Consider the following 15,645-nt stretch of genomic DNA (forward strand, 5'->3'; position numbering starts at 1 on the left):
GCTGATGCGGATGCGGCCGTCTTCGGGCCATCGGTAATCCCCCCTTGATCAACAACGCGGGGAAGTTTACCGAGGGAGATCCGCGCCGAGGATCCCCGTGACCACCGCGGCCACCGTCACCGGCCCGGACGTGCGCCCCGCCAGCACCCCGGCCACGGCCGTCCGCACCTCCCGCACGGTCTCCAGGACACCGCGCCGGTCCGTCACGGCGAACTGCACCTGCGCATGCGTGCCGTCGTCGATCCGTACCGCCTGCCCGAACAGCGGCAGCAGGCCCACCACCCCCGGCACGGAACACACGGCCCGGACGACCTCCGCGTCCCCCTCGGCAGCGGTCGTCGCGCCCACGTCGTCGGTACGGGGCACGTCGGCCGTCAGGTTCTCCAGCAGCGCCGTCGCCCGCAGGTCGACCGCCTCGACCGCCAGCCCCAGTGCTCCCGAAGCCGCCGCCCACACGGCGGTGCGCAAGCCGTCCGCGACCACCGGCAACGGCCGGGCCGGTGTGGCGGCGAAGTCCGCCGTCACGCGCAGGGGCCCCACCGGGAGGGCGCTCGGCGGGGGCGGTACGGCGGGCGGGGCGGCCGTCGCCGGGTCGGCGAGGGAGATCCGGAGCCCGTCGACGCGGGCGTCCGGCACCGCGGCTGCCGCCGCCCGGCGCAGCACGCCCGCCGCCGCGGACTCCACGATCCAGGCCCCGTCCGCGGCGCCGCCGAGCGGCAGCAGCCTGCCGAATCCGAGTTGCCGACGCACCGCCTGTGCCCATCGGTCCGCGACCACCGTCACCCCTCAGCCGTCAGGTGGGACATCGGTCCCAGCCTGCCGTACACCGGGGTGCCGGGGCATACGACTCACTCGGGCGGCGGCCGCGGCCCGCGCTTCCGCGGATGTCCCGAGCGGGGCGGGTGCACCCCGCCTAAGGTGGCAAAGGGAGCCGTAGACGTTATTTCCTCCGCTGGGAGAGAGGCGATCGACGATGACCGAGAGCGCATCGAAGGAGCCGCCGGTCGCACCGGCCGACCGGGGCCGTACGACCATCGCCGACGGCGTCGTGGAGAAGATCGCCGGGCTTGCGGCCCGTGACGTCGTCGGCGTCCACGCGATGGGCAGCGGCCTCGCGCGCACCTTCGGCGCCGTGCGGGACCGGGTGCCGGGCGGCGCGAAGGCCGTCGGCCGGGGGGTGAAGGCCGAGGTCGGTGAGGTCCAGACCGCGCTCGATCTGGAGATCGTCGTGGATTACGGGGTCGCCATCGCGGATGTCGCCCGCGCCGTGCGGGAAAACGTCATCACGGCGGTGGAGCGCATGACCGGCCTGGAGGTCGTCGAGGTCAACATCGCCGTGAGCGACGTCAAGCTGCCCGATGAGGAAGACGACGAGCCGGAGCCGAGGCTCCAGTAAGGAGCGCACGATGAGCATGGCCATGGTGGGCATGATCGCCGGCATGGCGCTCGCATTCGCCGGGTACTTCGGTGGGTTCGGAGCGTTTCTGCTGGTGGCCGCCCTGGGTGCGATCGGCTTCGTCGTGGGGCGCTTCCTGGACGGCGATCTGGATCCCGGCGACCTCTTCCGCTCGCGGGAGCGGGACGACCGGCGGCGGTGACGGGCACGTGGAGCGGGCGAGGGGTGCGGGAAGGGCGCGTGGTGGAAGCTGCTGAGCGCGGTGCGACCCATATCGCCGACCGCGTCGTCGCGAAGATCGCTTCGCAGGCGGCGCGCGAGGCGCTGAACGGCACGGAGCCGGGGGCGGGCGGACGGCACCCGGGAGGGGAGGACCACACACCCCCGTACGCCACCGTCGCCGTGCACGAGGACTCCGCCCGCGTACGCGTCTCGGTGGAGCTCGGCTACCCCTCGGACATCGGCGCGCAGTGCGGTGCGGTACGCCGCCGGATCGCCGAGCGCGTACGGGAGTTGGCGGGCATGGACGTGCCCGAGGTGGCCGTCACCGTCGAGCGGCTGCACTCGGCGCACACCCGGCGCGCGGGGCGGGAGAGGGTGCTGTGAGCGGGAACGGGCTCGACACCGGGGCGCGGGACGCCGCACCCGCGGTGGAGACCGCCGAGGCCCCGGACGACGCCGGCCGCTCCGGACGCTTCTGGTCCGCGCGGCGGCTGCCCGCCGCCCTGGTCGCCGCGGTGGTGCTGGGCACCGCCGGGATCTTCCTCTACGACGTGGCCGCCGTACGCGCCCACCGGCCCGCCATGGGCTGGCGCCGGCACCTCGCCCACGAACTGGCCACCCGGCACCTCGACGACGCCTGGGTCGTCACCGGCGCGGCCGTCGCCGTGCTCGCCGGGCTCTGGCTGATCACGCTCGCGGCCACGCCGGGGCTGCGCGGCGTGCTGCCGATGCGCCGCGGCACCCCCGAGGTGCGGGCCGGGCTCGACCGCCGGGCGGCGGCGCTGGTCCTCCGGGACCGGGCGATGGAGGTCTCCGGCGTGCAGTCCGTACGCGTCGACGTCGGCCGCCACCGGATCCGGGCCCGGGCCGTCGCGCACTTCCGTGACCTGGACGACGTGCGCGACGACCTTGGCACCGTACTGGCCGACGGCGTACGGCAGTTGGGACTCGCCCGGAGCCCCGGCCTCTCCGTGCACGTGCGACGCCCGGCGAAGAGGTGAACGCGCGGTGCTGAAAACAGTCAACCGGGTCCTCATGGGTCTGGCCGGGGTCGTGCTCGTCGCCCTCGGCGCCGCGGTGCTCGTCGGCGCGCTGGACCTGCGCCGCCGCTGGAACCTCTCCCTGCCGTCCGCCTGGCCCTTCGACGGACCGCACGACGTGCTCCTCAGCACCGCCTCCCGGCACAAGTGGCGGGCGGAAGGCTGGTGGTGGCCCGTCGTGCTCGCCGCGCTGGGCGCCGTGGTGCTGCTGTCCCTGTGGTGGCTGCTGGCCCAACTGCGCCGCCGCCGGCTGCGCGAGGTGCTCGTCGACAGCGGCGGCGGCGAGGGGGCGGTACTGCGCGGCCGCGCACTGGAAGAGGCGCTCTCCGCCGAGACGGAGTCCTTGCACGGCGTCGACCACGCCCTGATCCTCCTGAGCGGCCGCCGCACGGCGCCGGAGGTGGACGCGTCCCTGACACTGGCTCCCCACGCGTCTCCATCGGCGGCGCTGGGCGTACTGGAGGACGAGGTGCTGGCGCATGCGCGTTCGTCGGCGGGGCTCGCACGCTTGCCGGCGCGGGTGCGGCTTCGGGTGCTGCGCCATAGGGCTGAGCGGGTGGGCTGACGGCTGCTTGTTCCCCAGCCCCGCCCCTTCCCGCAACTGGGGCGCGTGCCCCAGACCCCCGGCTGCGGGTCCGTTGCCGCCTGCGGCGGGGGCGCCCTGCGGGCGCGTCCTCAAACGCCGGACGGGCTGAATCAGCCCGTCCGGCGCTTGAGGACAGCGCGCGAAGCGTGCTTCGGGGTCTGGGGCGGAGCCCCAGTTTCGGGAAGGGGCGGGACAGGGGACAAAGCCCGCCGCAGGCGGCAACGCACCCGCACCCAGGCGAAAGGGGCAGCAGACTGCTAAGGAAGCGCGCCGCCATCCACAGGAAGCATCACACCCGTCAGATACGACGCCGCCGGCGACAGCAGGAACGCCGCCGCCCTGCCGAACTCCCGCGGCGTCCCGTACCGCCGCAGCGGAATCGTTGCTTCGCTCTCTGCCCGCACCCGCGCCGCGTCACCCGAGAGCGCGTCGAGCTCGCGTACGCGGTCGGTGTCGATGCGCGCGGGGAGCAGGCCGACGACGCGGATGCCGCGCGGGCCCACCTCCAGGGAGAGCGACTTCGCGAAGCCGGCCAGGCCCGGGCGGAGGCCGTTGGAGATGGTCAGGCCCGGGATCGGTTCGCGGACCGAGCCGGAGAGGACGAAGCCGATCACGCCGCCGTCGGTCAGCTCGGCCGCGGCCGTGCGGGCCGTGCGGACCGCGCCGAGGAAGACGGATTCGAAGGCCGCCCGCCACTGCTCGTCGGTGTTGTCCGCGGCGGAGCCGGGCGGTGGGCCGCCCACGCTGATGAGGATGCCGTCGAAGCGGCCGAAGCGCTCGCGCGCGGTGGCGATGACGCGGCCGGCGGTCGCGGGGTCCGCGTTGTCCGCGGCGACACCGAGCGCCCGGGGGCCGAGCTCCTCCGCGGCGGCCGTCACGGACTTCTCGTCCCGCCCGGTGATCACCACCTGCGCACCGTCGGCGACGAGTTCCCGCGCCGTGGCGTTGCCCAGGCCGCGGCTCGCGCCGGTGAGTACGTACACCCGGTCTTTGAGTCCAAGATCCATGCGTTCAGTCTGCCGTGCGCGCCGGGCGGACGCGGCCGAACGCCGGGGGAAAGCCGACCAGTTGCCGGAGGGCCTCCGGGGCGGCTACTCCGCGGCGGGCGCGGTGCGGGCCACCTCGGGGTCCGGCCCGTCGGCGGCGGCCGCGGCCCGGGCGGCCTTGGCCGCCTCCTCGGCCCGGTCCCGGCGCTCGCGGCGGACCAGGATCGCCCAGCCGACGGGCACGAACGCGGCGAACAGCCACCACTGCACGGCATAGGCCATGTGCGGGCCGATGCTGTCGTGGTCGGGCTCGGGCACGACCTGGGGGCCCTTGGTGCCCGGGTCGGGCTCGGTCAGCTCGACATAGCCGCCGAGCACCGGTCGGCCGAGTGCCTGCGCCTGGGTCTGGCTGTTGATGCGCATGACCTGGCGGGGCGGCAGGCCCTTGGTGTTCTTGATGCCGCTGGAGTCCGTCTCGTCGGCCTTGAGGCGGCCCGTGACGGAGACCTTGCCGGACGGCGGCGCGGGCACCTCGGGGAACTTCGTCAGGTCGTCGCCCGGCGGGATCCAGCCGCGGTTGACGAGGACGGTCTGTCCGCCGTCCAGGACCAGCGGGGTGAGGACGTAGTAGCCCTGGCGCTGCCCGTCCTTGTCGGTCCGCTGCCGGACCACGACCTCGTCCTTGGTGTCGAACGTCCCGCGGGCCGTGACCTGCCGCCACACGTCGCCGCCCGGCACGGGCCGGCCGGGCTTCGTCAGCTCGGTGACGGGCACCGGCTCGGCGGTCAGGCTGCGGGCCACCAGGTCGTTGTGCGCGACCCGGCTCTCATGGCGGTGGAACTGCCAGAAGCCCAGTTTGATCATCACCGGGATGAGGACGAGCCCCACGAGCGTGAGGATCACCCACTGCCGGGACAGCAGGAAGCGGTACACGCATTTGACGGTACCTGGCGGGGTTCGCCCACCGGGCATCGGGTGCTCACTTGGATTGCTGCGCCGGGACCACATGCAGGAGCAGCTGCATGAACGCCGCCTCGTCGATCACCGGGGTGCCGAAGGAACGCGCCTTGGCGGTCTTGGACGTGGGGGAGCCGGGGTCGTTGGTCACCAGCAGGCTGGTGAGGCGGGACACGCTGGAGGCGATGTGCAGCCCCGCGTCGATGGCCCGGTCCTCCAGCAGCTCGCGGTCGACCGAGGTGTCGCCCGAGATCGCCACCCGCATGCCCTGAATGAGCTGTTCGCCCTCTTTGTACCTGCCGGGGTTGGGGTACGGGCACGCCGGGCGCTTACGGCTCGTCCGCCAGGTCGCGGCGCGGTACGACGGCTGGTAGCCGATGCCCGCCGACTGCGTGGGGGCGGGCGCGTCGGACCACTCGGTCAGCGGCTGGCAGGCCAGCAGCGGCAGCCGCAGCCCCGCCTCGGCGGCGAGCCGCAGGCTGGGCCGGAACGCCTCCGCCAGCACGCGGGCGTCGTCGAGGGCGTGGTGGGCGCGCTGCTGCACCACGCCGTAGTGCGCGGCGAGCGACTCCAGCTTGTGGTTGGGCAGCGGCAGCCCCAGCTCCTTGGAGAGCGCGATCGTGCACAGCCGCTGCCGCACGGGAGCGGTGACCTTCGCGCGCGCGTACTCCCGGGCGAGCATCGACCAGTCGAACGCGGCGTTGTGCGCGACGAGCACCCGCCCGTCCAGCCGCTTCGCCAGATCGTCGGCGATCTCCGGGAAGAGCGGCGCGTCGGCGAGGACTTCGGTGGTGAGCCCGTGGATCCACACAGGGCCCGGATCACGCTGCGGGTTGACCAGCGTGTACCACCGATCCTCCACCCGGCCGCGCGCGTCCAGCTGATAGACGGCGGCCGACACTATCCGGTCGTCACGGGCGAGCCCGGTGGTCTCCACGTCGACGACCGCATACCCCTCGGGATACGCGGCCGGCCACGGGGTCGGCGATTCGTCGGCGGCACGGTCTACGAGCATGGTCACAGAGAATACGGGGCCGCACTGACACCGGGGGTGGAGTGGGGCGGGAACGAGGCGGGTTGGGAGAGGCGGGGGTGATTTGGGTCACTCGGAAGAGGGTTGGGGGAACTCCCGGTAACACCGACCGGTAACCCGTCGGTAACAACCCCTAGCGCCCCACCCGGCGGCGCGCTTATCGTGCCGCCATGCCGCACCTTCCCGATGTCGTGCTGTGGTCCGTTCCCGCCTTCCTCCTGCTCACCGCACTGGAGTTGGTGAGCTACCGGCTGCGCCCGGCCGAGGAGAGCGGTGCCGCGGGGTACGAGGTCAAGGACGCGGCCACCAGTGTCGGCATGGGCCTCGGGAGCCTCGTCTTCGACGCTCTGTGGAAGATCCCGATCGTCGCCGTCTACACCGCGGTCTACGAACTCACCCCGCTGCGCGTGCCCGTGCTCTGGTGGACGCTGCCGCTGATGCTGCTCGTCCAGGACTTCTTCTACTACTGGTCCCACCGCGGCCACCACGTCGTGCGGATCCTCTGGGCGTGCCACGTGGTGCACCACTCCAGCCGGAAGTTCAACCTCACCACCGCGCTGCGCCAGCCGTGGACCACGCTCACCGTGTGGCCGTTCTATGTGCCGGTGATCGCGCTGGGGGTGCACCCGGCGGCGCTGGCGTTCTGCGCGTCGGCCAACCTGGTCTATCAGTTCTGGGTGCACACCGAGCGCGTACGGAAGCTGCCCCGGCCCCTGGAGTACGTCCTCAACACCGCGTCCCACCACCGGGTGCACCACGCCTCGCAGGGCGGCTATCTGGACCGCAACTTCGGTGGCATTCTGATCATTTGGGACCGGATCTTCGGCTCGTTCGTGCCGGAGACGGAGCGGCCGGTCTACGGGCTGACCAAGAACATCGACACGTACAACCCCCTGCGCGTGGCCACCCACGAGTACGCGGCCATCCTCCGCGACCTGCGGGCGGCGCGGAGCTGGCGGGAGCGGGCCGGGCGGGTGTTCCGCGGGCCGGGCTGGCAGCCGGGGCCGCCGCCGCGGGCGCCGGAGCGGCCGGCCGGGGCGCCGGGCCCCGCCCGTGAGCGGGCCGCGTGAGCGGCGGACGTACCGCCCGTGTGCTCCAGGCGGCCTTCCTCGCCGTCGCAGTCGCCCACCTCTGCGCGCTGCTCGCCGGTTCGGGCGTCGCGCCCGTCACCAAGCCCGCGCTGATGCCGCTCCTCGCGGCGTCCGTGCTCGCGCGCGGCGGGCCGCGGCTGCTCGCCGTGGCGCTGCTGTTCGGCTGCGGCGGTGACACCCTGCTGGGCGTCGGCGGGGACACCGTCTTCCTGCTCGGCATGGGCTCCTTCGCCGCCGGGCACGTCTGCTACCTCGCGCTCTGGGCCCGGCACGGCAGCGCGCCCGGCAGGCGGACGTACGGCCTCGCCGGTGCGTACGCCGCGGCCTGGCTCGGCACCGTGGCGCTGCTGTGGCCCGACCTGGAGGCACGGCTGCGGATCCCCGTCGCGCTCTACAGCCTGCTGCTGACCGCGATGGCGCTCGGCGCGACCCGCGCCCGGGTGGCGACCGCCGTGGGCGGGCTGCTGTTCCTGCTGTCGGACACCCTCCTCGCCACCGGGCTCGCCGACTGGCCGCAGGCGCCGGTGCCGCAGTTCTGGGTCATGCTGACGTACCTCGGGGCGCAGTACCTGCTGGCGGAGGGGCTGCTCAGGGCGGTGCCCGCATCAGCGGCCCCGAAGGCCCCGGCGTACCGTGAGATCCGTACGACCTCCTGAGCATGACGGTTTGAGCAGGCAAGGAACAGCACCATGCGCGCGACCACCATCCACGCCCCCCACGACATCCGGATCGAGGACGTCCCGGACCCCCGGATCCAGCGGCCGGGCGACGCCGTCGTGCGGGTGATGCGGGCCTGCATCTGCGGCAGCGACCTGTGGGCCTACCGGGGCGAGGCCGCCCGGGAGCCCGGGCAGCGCATCGGCCACGAGTTCCTCGGCATGGTCATGGAGACCGGCCCCGAGGTGACCGGACTCAAGCCCGGGGAGCTCGTCCTCGCGCCCTTCATGTGGTCGGACGGCGTGTGCGACTACTGCGTCGACGGGCTGACCACCTCCTGCGAACACGGCGGCTTCTGGGGCGCGCCGGGCTCCGACGGCGGCCAGGGCGAGGCCGTCCGCGTGCCGTTCGCCGACGCCACGCTGGTGCGGATCCCCGCCGAGCTCGCCCCCGACACCCCGTACGGCGACAGCCGGCTGCTGGACGCGGTGCTCACCCTCTCCGACGTGATGGGCACCGGCCACCACGCGGCGCTGGGCGCGGGCGTACGGCCCGGGGCCACGGTCGCCGTCGTCGGTGACGGCGCGGTCGGCCTGTGCGCGGTGCTGGCCGCCAAGCGGCTCGGCGCGGAGCGGATCATCGCCCTCGGCCGGCACGAGGCGCGCACCGCCATCGCGCGGAAATTCGGCGCCACCGACGTGGTCGCGGAGCGCGGCGAGGCGGCGATAGCCGCGGTGCGGGAGCTGACGCGCGGTCAGGGCGCGCACGCCGTGATCGAGGCGGTCGGCACGGAGCAGTCCATGCGGACGGCGCTGGGCATCACCCGGCCCGGCGGCGCCGTCGGCTACGTCGGCGTCCCGCACGGCAGCGGCAGCGGGCTGGACCTGCGGCTGATGTTCGACAACAACATCGCCGTCCGCGGCGGCGTCGCCCCCGTCCGCACCTACATCCCCGAGCTGCTCCCGGACGTCCTGGACGGCACGATCGACCCGTCACCGGTCTTCGACATGACGGTGGACCTGGACGGCGTCCCGGACGGCTACCGGGCGATGGACGACCGTACGGCGCTGAAGGTGCTCATCAAACCGTGACGTGAGGCGTTCGCCGGACGGGCCGGAACCGGCCCGTCCGGCGATTGAGGACAAGCGGCGCAGCCGCTTCGGGAACCTCAGTCCTGGACCGCGGCGAGCGCGTCGACGATGCCGTAGCCGTAGAAGCCGTTCACCTGCGCGGTGCCCGCGCACGCCTTGTCCGCCGCCGTGCAACCAGGGTTGTGCGCCTGCGCCTTGAGGATCCACTGGATCTCCTGCGGCGTCGACCTGGGGTGCGTGCTCTTCAGGAGCGCCACCACGCCCGCCACGTGCGGGCCGGCCATCGACGTGCCCTGGAGGAAGCCGTAGTCGCCGCCGGGCAGCGTGGAGAGGATGCGGCCGTCCTTGCCGGGCAGCTCGGGCAGTTGGAACTGGTCACCGCCGGGGGCCGCCACGTCGATCTGGCCCAGGCCGTAGTTGGAGTAGTACGACTTCGCCGACTTGGCGCCGGTCGCGGCGACCGTGATGACACCGGGGAGCTGCGCGGGGACGTCGAGGCAGACCGAGGGGTCGATCTTGCGGGTCACCGGCGGCTTGGTGTCGTTGGGGCTGGACGCGTCGGTGATCTCCTTGGCGGCCAGGTCGAAGTTGGAGTTGCCCGCGGAGGCGACGTTGACCGTGCCCTTGCTCTCGGCGTACTTCGTGGCGCGGCCGATGGACTCGGCTATGGCCTTCTGGTCCGGGTCGGTCGTGCAGTTGAACATCCACGGGTCGACGTAATAGCTGTTGTTCGTCACCGCGATGTTGTGCTCGGCGGCGAAGACGAAGGCACAGACGACGCTCTCCGCGTAGAAGGAACTGGTCTTCGGCTGCGAGACCTTGATGGCGGAGACCTTGACGCCGGGTGCGACACCGGCCACGCCGATGCCGTTGCGGGCGGCGGCTATCGTGCCCGCCACGTGCGTGCCGTGGTAGTCCTTCGCCGGGTCGAAGGGGCGCCAGGCCCCGGCGCTGGTGTCGGCCTTGCCGCTGACGCAGCTCGCGGACTGGCTCCTGGAGAAGTTCGGGGCGAGGTCGGGGTGGGTGTCGTCCACGCCGGTGTCGATGACCCCGACGGTGACCTTCCGGCTGCCGCCGTTGACCTTCGCCGCCTGGTCGGCCTTGATGGCGGGCAGGTCCCACTGGAGGCTCTCCAGGGGCTCCTTGCCGGAGGCGAGCGAGCGGGAGGCGCTCAGGGAGCTGCTCTTCGGCGGCTTCACCTTCTCGGGCGGGCCGATGTCGGTGGTGGCGGCCGGGACGATGGGCGCGGTGCGGGTGGCGCCCGCCGACTGCACGCCCGGCACCGCGCGCAGCGCCGCCGCGAAGCCGGGGTTGGAGGAGTGGGCGACGATCACGCCTATCCGTTCGTAGGAGGTCAGCACGCTGCCCCCGGCCGCGGTGACGGCCTTGCCCACCCGGGCGACGGTGGCCCGGTCGGCGGTGGTGTTGACGACGTACGACAGCAGGGGCCCGCCCGTGGTGACGGGGGCCTTCGCCTGCGGTGTGCCCTGCGGGGCGGCCGAGGCCGCGCCGGGCAGGAAGCCGAGCGAGGCGGTGAGGGCGAGCCCGACGGGGACGGCCAACAAGGAGTGGCGACGTCTGGAGCGCAGATGGGCCATGGGTTCTCCACATCATCCGAAAACCGCCGGGCGCCTTGCCGCGCACGGACGGGTACATGACGAGTGAAGCTAGCGCCGATCTTCGCACCGGGCAATGAATCGCCGGCACAAAGCCCGGATAAGGTCGCACACCGGCGCATATGACGATGCGTCAAGAAGGCGGCGGCAGGCTCGGGTCGCGCAACCCGTCGATGCTCAGCGGGGGCAGCGGCACCCGCGGCCCGTACCAGCGGCCCGCTCCCGGGATCGCGGCCGGCCGGCCGGTCGACACCGCCGCTATGGGTGCCGTCAACCTGACGATCCCGAACGGTCGTCGACCGGGGAACGGCGGGGGAGGTGGTGGCGCATCGCTCACACCAGGGTCAACGAGGGTGCGGGCGGCCGGTGTCGCACCGCGCGCCCGCTCTCCCCGAAATCGCCGTCCGCCCCCCTGTCGCATACTGCGACCTGCCTCTACGATGCGTGATCCGGATCACAGGTCAACGGTTCGCGCCCCCGCAACACCCCGTCAGGAGAGACCGTGGATACCGCACCGACCACCGCGCAGGAACCGGACGAGCCGGGCAGCCCCGACCTCGCCGTCTCCTCCGCCGAACCCGACCGCTACACCGAGATGCAGGCGAGCGCCGAATTCGGCGAACTGCGCCGCGCCCAGCGCTCGTTCGCCTTCCCGCTGACCGTCGCCTTCATCGCCTGGTACCTGCTCTACGTGCTGCTCTCCAACTACGCGGGCGGCTTCATGGGCACCGAGGTCGTCGGTAACATCAACGTCGCCTTCGTCTTCGGCCTCGCCCAGTTCCTCACCACCTTCCTGATCGCCTGGTGGTACTCCCGGCACGCGGCCGCCGAGCTCGACCCCCGCTCCGAGGCCCTGCGCACCCGTCTGGAGGCAGGGGAATGAGCCTGCCTCTCGCCGCGGGCGCGGCCAGTGACCACCGCACCCTGATCATCACGCTCTTCTCGGTCTTCGTCGCCGCGACCCTCGGCATCACCATCTGGGCCGGCCGGCAGACCAAGGACGCCACCGACTTCTACGCCGGCGGCCGCTCCTTCACCGGCTTCCAGAACGGCCTGGCCATCTCCGGTGACTACATGTCCGCGGCGTCCTTCCTCGGCATCGCCGGCGCCATCGCCCTCTTCGGCTACGACGGCTTCCTCTACTCCATCGGCTTCCTCGTCGCCTGGCTGGTCGCCCTGCTCCTGGTCGCCGAACCGCTGCGCAACTCCGGCCGCTTCACCATGGCCGACGTGCTCGCCCACCGGCTCAAGCAGCGGCCCGTACGCACCGCGGCGGGCACCTCCACCATCGTCGTCTCGATCTTCTACCTGCTCGCCCAGATGGTCGGCGCGGGCGCACTGGTCGCCCTGCTCCTCGGCGCCACCGGCGAGGGCTCGCGCCGCTGGATCATCGGCCTCGTCGGCCTGGTCATGGTGCTGTACGTGACCATCGGCGGCATGAAGGGCACCACCTGGGTGCAGATCGTCAAGGCGGTCATGCTCATCGCGGGCACCCTGCTGATCACCGTCCTCGTGCTCAACAAGGTCGGCTGGAACGTCTCCACGCTCCTCGGCCGCGCCGCCGACGCCAGCGGCAAGGGCAAGGCATTCCTCGAACCCGGCCTGCAGTACGGCAAGGACGGCACCTCCAAGCTGAACTTCATCTCGCTCGGCCTCGCCCTCGTCCTCGGCACCGCGGGGCTCCCGCACATCCTGATCCGCTTCTACACCGTGCCCACCGCCAAGGCCGCCCGGAAGTCCGTGAACTGGGCCATCGGCATCATCGGCGCCTTCTATCTGATGACCATCGCGCTGGGCTTCGGCGCCGCGGCCCTGGTCGGCCCCAAGGCGATCATCGCCTCCAACGAGTCCGGCAACACCGCGGCCCCGCTGCTCGCCCAGGAGGTCGGCGGCGGCGCCGGGTCCACCGGCGGCGCGGTGCTCCTCGCCGTCATCTCCGCGGTCGCCTTCGCGACCATCCTCGCCGTGGTCGCGGGCCTCACCCTCGCCTCCTCGGCGTCCTTCGCCCACGACCTGTGGGCCAACGTCATCCGCAAGGGCCGCACGAGCGAGAAGGAGGAGATCCTCACCGCCAAGTGCGCCGCCGTCGTCATCGGCGCGATCTCCATCGTCCTCGGCATCTTCGCCCACCGCCTCAACGCGGCCGCGCTGGTCGCCCTGGCCTTCGCGGTCGCCGCCTCCGCCAACCTCCCCACGATCCTCTACAGCCTCTTCTGGAAGCGCTTCACCACCCAGGGCGCCCTGTGGTCGATCTACGGCGGGCTGGTCTCCTCGGTCACCCTGGTGATCATCTCTCCGGTGGTCTCCGGCAACCCCAAGGCGCTCTTCCCCGGCATGAGCTTCGACTACTTCCCGCTCGGCAACCCCGGCCTCGTCTCCATCCCGCTCGGCTTCCTGCTGGGCTGGCTGGGCTCGCTGCTGTCCAAGGAGCAGCCGGACCCGCGGAAGTACGCCGAGCTGGAGGTCCGCGCCCTCACCGGCCACGGGGCGCACTGACCCCGGCCCGCCCGACGGCCCCTCGTCCCGGCAGGGACCGTACGCCTGCCCCGCGTTCAACGAACTGTTGAACGTCAGGGGCATCGCGTACGCTGCGGAACACCGAACGAATCACCGTTCCAGTCCGCAGGAGGGGCCGCAACCGTGCTCATCGACACCTACGGTCGCGCCGCAACCGACCTGCGCGTCTCCCTCACCGACCGGTGCAACCTCCGCTGCACCTACTGCATGCCCGAAGAGGGCCTCCAGTGGCTCGCCAAGCCCGACCTCCTCACCGACGACGAGATCGTCCGCCTGGTGCGGACAGCCGTCACGGCACTGGGTGTCACCGAGGTCCGCTTCACCGGCGGTGAGCCCCTGCTGCGGCCCGGCCTCGTCTCCATCGTCGAGCGCTGCGCGGCCCTCCTGCCGCGCCCGAGGCTGTCCCTCACCACCAACGGCATCGGCCTGGAGCGCACCGCCCACGCCCTCGCGGCCGCCGGGCTCGACCGCGTCAACGTCTCCCTCGACACCCTGCGCCCCGACGTCTTCCACACCCTGACCCGGCGCAAGCGCCACCAGGACGTCCTCGACGGCCTCGCGGCCGCCCGCGCCGCCGGTCTCACGCCCGTGAAGGTCAACGCCGTGCTGATGCCCGGCCTCAACGCCGACGAGGCCCCCGACCTCCTCGCCTGGGCCGTCGCGAACGACTATGAGCTGCGCTTCATCGAGCAGATGCCCCTTGACGCCCAACACGGCTGGAAACGCGACGGGATGATCACCGCGGAGGACATCCTCGCGAGCCTCCGCACACGCTTCCGCCTCACCCCGGAGGGCGGCGACGAGCGCGGCTCCGCACCCGCCGAGCGGTGGCTCGTCGACGGCGGGCCCGCCCGCGTCGGAGTGATCGCCTCCGTGACCCGCCCCTTCTGCGCCGCCTGCGACCGCACCCGGCTCACCGCCGACGGGCAGATCCGCACCTGCCTGTTCGCGCGTGAGGAGTCGGACCTGCGGGGCGTGCTGCGCTCGGGCGCCTCCGACGAGGAGATAGCCGACTTCTGGCGGCGCGCGACGTGGGGCAAGAAGGCCGGCTCGGGCCTGGACGACCCCGCCTTCCTCCAGCCCCGGCGCCCGATGTCAGCGATCGGCGGCTGACTCCCACTCCTCGAGGGTCACCACGTCCTTCAGGAAGCCGCGCAGATCAAGGAAGTTGGACAGGTGCTCGCGGTGCTCGTCGCACGCGAGCCATGTCTTGCGGCGATCGGGCGTGTGCAGCTTGGGGTTGTTCCACGCCAGCACCCACACGGCGGCGGCTCGGCAGCCCTTGGCGGAACAGATCACAGCGGTATCGGGGGAGTTCACACCCAGACTCTACGACCACCGGCACGGCCCCGGGCCACGCGGACACGGCGACGCCGGGCAGCCACGGGGGGAGCCGCCCGGCGTCGGTCTGTCGCTCCGACGGGGGATGCGGAGCGCTTAGGAAGTATGTCACGGGGTGACCGGCGAGCGGCACTGAAACCACATGATTGATCTGAGGTTTTCTTGAGCTTGGCAGCGCGCGCACCGGCCCGCGCGCCCACGCCCGCACATCAGTTGTGGTCACGCCCCTGATCACCGGAAGACGGCCGGCCGTCGCCGTGGCCCGCTTCCGCCGAGGGTTCCGCCGGGTGCACCGCGGGGCCGGGCATCAGCACCGGCCGGGTCGGCGCGGGGACGAACGTGCCGGGCAGCGAAGGGACGTTCTCCCGGCCCGCGTTGGCGATCACGACGGCCACATAGGGGAGCAGCGCGCCCAGGATCAGCGTGCCGATGGCCACATAGCGCTCGACGTTCCACAGCACCACGGTCAGCACCACGGAGAGGGTGCGCACGAGCATCGAGAAGACGTACCGCCGCTGGCGGCCGCGCACGTCCTCGGCCAGACCCCGTCGGGCCCCGGTGATCCTGACGACCTCCGGCCGGCCCAGCTTCCGCATCACGTTCCACCACCCGCTCGCCACCAGGACACGCCATTTGTCCAGGACGTATTCAACGTTACGCCGCCCCCGGCCCGCGTACGAGACCGGGGGCGGCCCACAGGCCCCCGTCCCGACCTGCATCTCTCTCATGCACCCGGCGTAGGCGCCGGTCCGAAGTGCGCCGTACCGCGAGCGGCCCCAGAATGGCGGGGCACGCCATATCGCGCCGCACGAGGAGGCGACATGAGCTGGTTGTGGGCCATCATCGTCGGACTGGTGCTGGGCCTGATCGCCAAGGCGATCCTGCCGGGCAAGCAGCAGATCCCCCTCTGGCTGACGATCATCTTCGGCATGATCGGCAGCGTTCTGGGCAACTGGGCGGCCACGGGCCTCGGCATCAACGAGACCAAGGGCATCGACTGGGGCCGCCATCTGCTGCAGCTGGCCGGGGCCGTGCTCGTGGTCGGCGTGGGCGACCGCCTGTGGGTGGCGATGCGGGGAGGGAAGAAGACCCGCGCGTGAAAAACGCCGGAC

General features: G+C 72.5%; 19 protein-coding genes. 12 read left to right on the forward strand and 7 right to left on the reverse strand.

Annotated elements, in window-relative coordinates; translation table 11 throughout:
- Positions 1-66: 66 nt before the first annotated feature.
- Complete coding sequence (locus tag ABD269_RS09620; protein WP_344117349.1) at positions 67-777, reverse strand: nucleopolyhedrovirus P10 family protein; 711 nt, start codon at positions 775-777, stop codon at positions 67-69.
- Between the two features lie 196 nt (positions 778-973).
- Here ABD269_RS09620 and ABD269_RS09625 point away from each other — a divergent pair, with 196 nt between their 5' ends.
- Genes ABD269_RS09625 through amaP form a run of 5 tightly spaced genes read left to right on the forward strand, consistent with a single transcriptional unit; the run spans position 974 to position 3,223 of the window.
- Positions 974-1,396: an Asp23/Gls24 family envelope stress response protein gene (locus ABD269_RS09625; RefSeq protein ID WP_301888320.1), complete on the forward strand. Its 423-nt coding sequence runs from the start codon at positions 974-976 to the stop codon at positions 1,394-1,396.
- 10 nt (positions 1,397-1,406) lie between these two features.
- The gene (locus tag ABD269_RS09630) at positions 1,407-1,598 is read left to right on the forward strand and encodes a hypothetical protein (protein WP_116211088.1); all 192 of its coding nucleotides are present in this window, start codon (positions 1,407-1,409) and stop codon (positions 1,596-1,598) included.
- Between the two features lie 41 nt (positions 1,599-1,639).
- On the forward strand, positions 1,640-2,002 hold the full coding sequence (locus ABD269_RS09635) for an Asp23/Gls24 family envelope stress response protein (RefSeq protein ID WP_301894531.1): 363 nt from the start codon (positions 1,640-1,642) through the stop codon (positions 2,000-2,002).
- Positions 1,999-2,619 (forward strand): DUF6286 domain-containing protein, encoded by a 621-nt coding sequence (locus tag ABD269_RS09640; protein ID WP_425572860.1) that lies wholly within the window; start codon positions 1,999-2,001, stop codon positions 2,617-2,619. The genes ABD269_RS09635 and ABD269_RS09640 overlap by 4 nt, the downstream gene beginning before the upstream one ends.
- A gap of 7 nt (positions 2,620-2,626) precedes the next feature.
- On the forward strand, positions 2,627-3,223 hold the full coding sequence (amaP, locus tag ABD269_RS09645) for an alkaline shock response membrane anchor protein AmaP (protein WP_344117350.1): 597 nt from the start codon (positions 2,627-2,629) through the stop codon (positions 3,221-3,223).
- Between the two features lie 278 nt (positions 3,224-3,501).
- Here amaP and ABD269_RS09650 read toward each other — a convergent pair whose 3' ends face one another.
- From ABD269_RS09650 to ABD269_RS09660, 3 genes are all read right to left on the reverse strand, one after another.
- Positions 3,502-4,251: an SDR family oxidoreductase gene (locus ABD269_RS09650; RefSeq protein WP_344117351.1), complete on the reverse strand. Its 750-nt coding sequence runs from the start codon at positions 4,249-4,251 to the stop codon at positions 3,502-3,504.
- 84 nt (positions 4,252-4,335) lie between these two features.
- The gene (locus ABD269_RS09655; RefSeq protein WP_344117352.1) at positions 4,336-5,163 is read right to left on the reverse strand and encodes an SURF1 family cytochrome oxidase biogenesis protein; all 828 of its coding nucleotides are present in this window, start codon (positions 5,161-5,163) and stop codon (positions 4,336-4,338) included.
- 46 nt (positions 5,164-5,209) lie between these two features.
- Entirely contained in the window at positions 5,210-6,202 is a 993-nt protein-coding gene (locus ABD269_RS09660; protein WP_344117353.1) for a DEDDh family exonuclease, read from the reverse strand.
- 188 nt (positions 6,203-6,390) lie between these two features.
- Between ABD269_RS09660 and ABD269_RS09665 the strand changes: the two genes are divergently transcribed.
- From ABD269_RS09665 to ABD269_RS09675, 3 genes are read left to right on the forward strand one after another with little or no spacing between them, the layout of a single operon-like run.
- Positions 6,391-7,290 (forward strand): sterol desaturase family protein, encoded by a 900-nt coding sequence (locus tag ABD269_RS09665; protein WP_301888333.1) that lies wholly within the window; start codon positions 6,391-6,393, stop codon positions 7,288-7,290.
- The gene (locus tag ABD269_RS09670; protein WP_344117354.1) at positions 7,287-7,967 is read left to right on the forward strand and encodes a lysoplasmalogenase family protein; all 681 of its coding nucleotides are present in this window, start codon (positions 7,287-7,289) and stop codon (positions 7,965-7,967) included. The genes ABD269_RS09665 and ABD269_RS09670 overlap by 4 nt, the downstream gene beginning before the upstream one ends.
- A 33-nt stretch (positions 7,968-8,000) precedes the next feature.
- Positions 8,001-9,059, forward strand: coding sequence for a zinc-dependent alcohol dehydrogenase family protein (locus tag ABD269_RS09675; protein WP_301888338.1), 1,059 nt, complete (start codon positions 8,001-8,003; stop codon positions 9,057-9,059).
- A gap of 77 nt (positions 9,060-9,136) precedes the next feature.
- Here ABD269_RS09675 and ABD269_RS09680 read toward each other — a convergent pair whose 3' ends face one another.
- A complete protein-coding gene (locus ABD269_RS09680; protein WP_344117355.1) occupies positions 9,137-10,657 on the reverse strand; it encodes a S8 family peptidase in 1,521 nt (506 codons plus the stop codon).
- A 520-nt stretch (positions 10,658-11,177) separates the two neighbouring features.
- Between ABD269_RS09680 and ABD269_RS09685 the strand changes: the two genes are divergently transcribed.
- The 3 genes from ABD269_RS09685 (at position 11,178) to moaA (ending at position 14,305) form a co-directional block, all read left to right on the forward strand.
- Positions 11,178-11,558, forward strand: coding sequence for a DUF485 domain-containing protein (locus tag ABD269_RS09685; RefSeq protein ID WP_425572861.1), 381 nt, complete (start codon positions 11,178-11,180; stop codon positions 11,556-11,558).
- Positions 11,555-13,171: a solute symporter family protein gene (locus ABD269_RS09690; RefSeq protein ID WP_344117356.1), complete on the forward strand. Its 1,617-nt coding sequence runs from the start codon at positions 11,555-11,557 to the stop codon at positions 13,169-13,171. The genes ABD269_RS09685 and ABD269_RS09690 overlap by 4 nt, the downstream gene beginning before the upstream one ends.
- 144 nt (positions 13,172-13,315) lie before the next feature.
- On the forward strand, positions 13,316-14,305 hold the full coding sequence (gene moaA / locus ABD269_RS09695; RefSeq protein WP_301888345.1) for a GTP 3',8-cyclase MoaA: 990 nt from the start codon (positions 13,316-13,318) through the stop codon (positions 14,303-14,305).
- Here moaA and ABD269_RS09700 read toward each other — a convergent pair.
- Positions 14,288-14,512 carry a hypothetical protein gene (locus tag ABD269_RS09700; RefSeq protein ID WP_116211078.1) on the reverse strand — a complete coding sequence of 75 codons (225 nt, stop codon included), beginning with the start codon at positions 14,510-14,512 and terminating at the stop codon, positions 14,288-14,290. The genes moaA and ABD269_RS09700 overlap by 18 nt on opposite strands.
- A 230-nt stretch (positions 14,513-14,742) precedes the next feature.
- Positions 14,743-15,129, reverse strand: a complete 387-nt coding sequence (locus tag ABD269_RS09705) for a DUF3099 domain-containing protein (protein WP_344117373.1) — start codon at positions 15,127-15,129, stop codon at positions 14,743-14,745.
- Between the two features lie 225 nt (positions 15,130-15,354).
- Between ABD269_RS09705 and ABD269_RS09710 the strand changes: the two genes are divergently transcribed.
- Positions 15,355-15,633 (forward strand): GlsB/YeaQ/YmgE family stress response membrane protein, encoded by a 279-nt coding sequence (locus tag ABD269_RS09710; RefSeq protein WP_344117357.1) that lies wholly within the window; start codon positions 15,355-15,357, stop codon positions 15,631-15,633.
- Positions 15,634-15,645 lie beyond the last annotated feature (12 nt).

The organism is Streptomyces blastmyceticus, assembly GCF_039521185.1.
GTDB classification, from domain to species: domain Bacteria; phylum Actinomycetota; class Actinomycetes; order Streptomycetales; family Streptomycetaceae; genus Streptomyces; species Streptomyces blastmyceticus.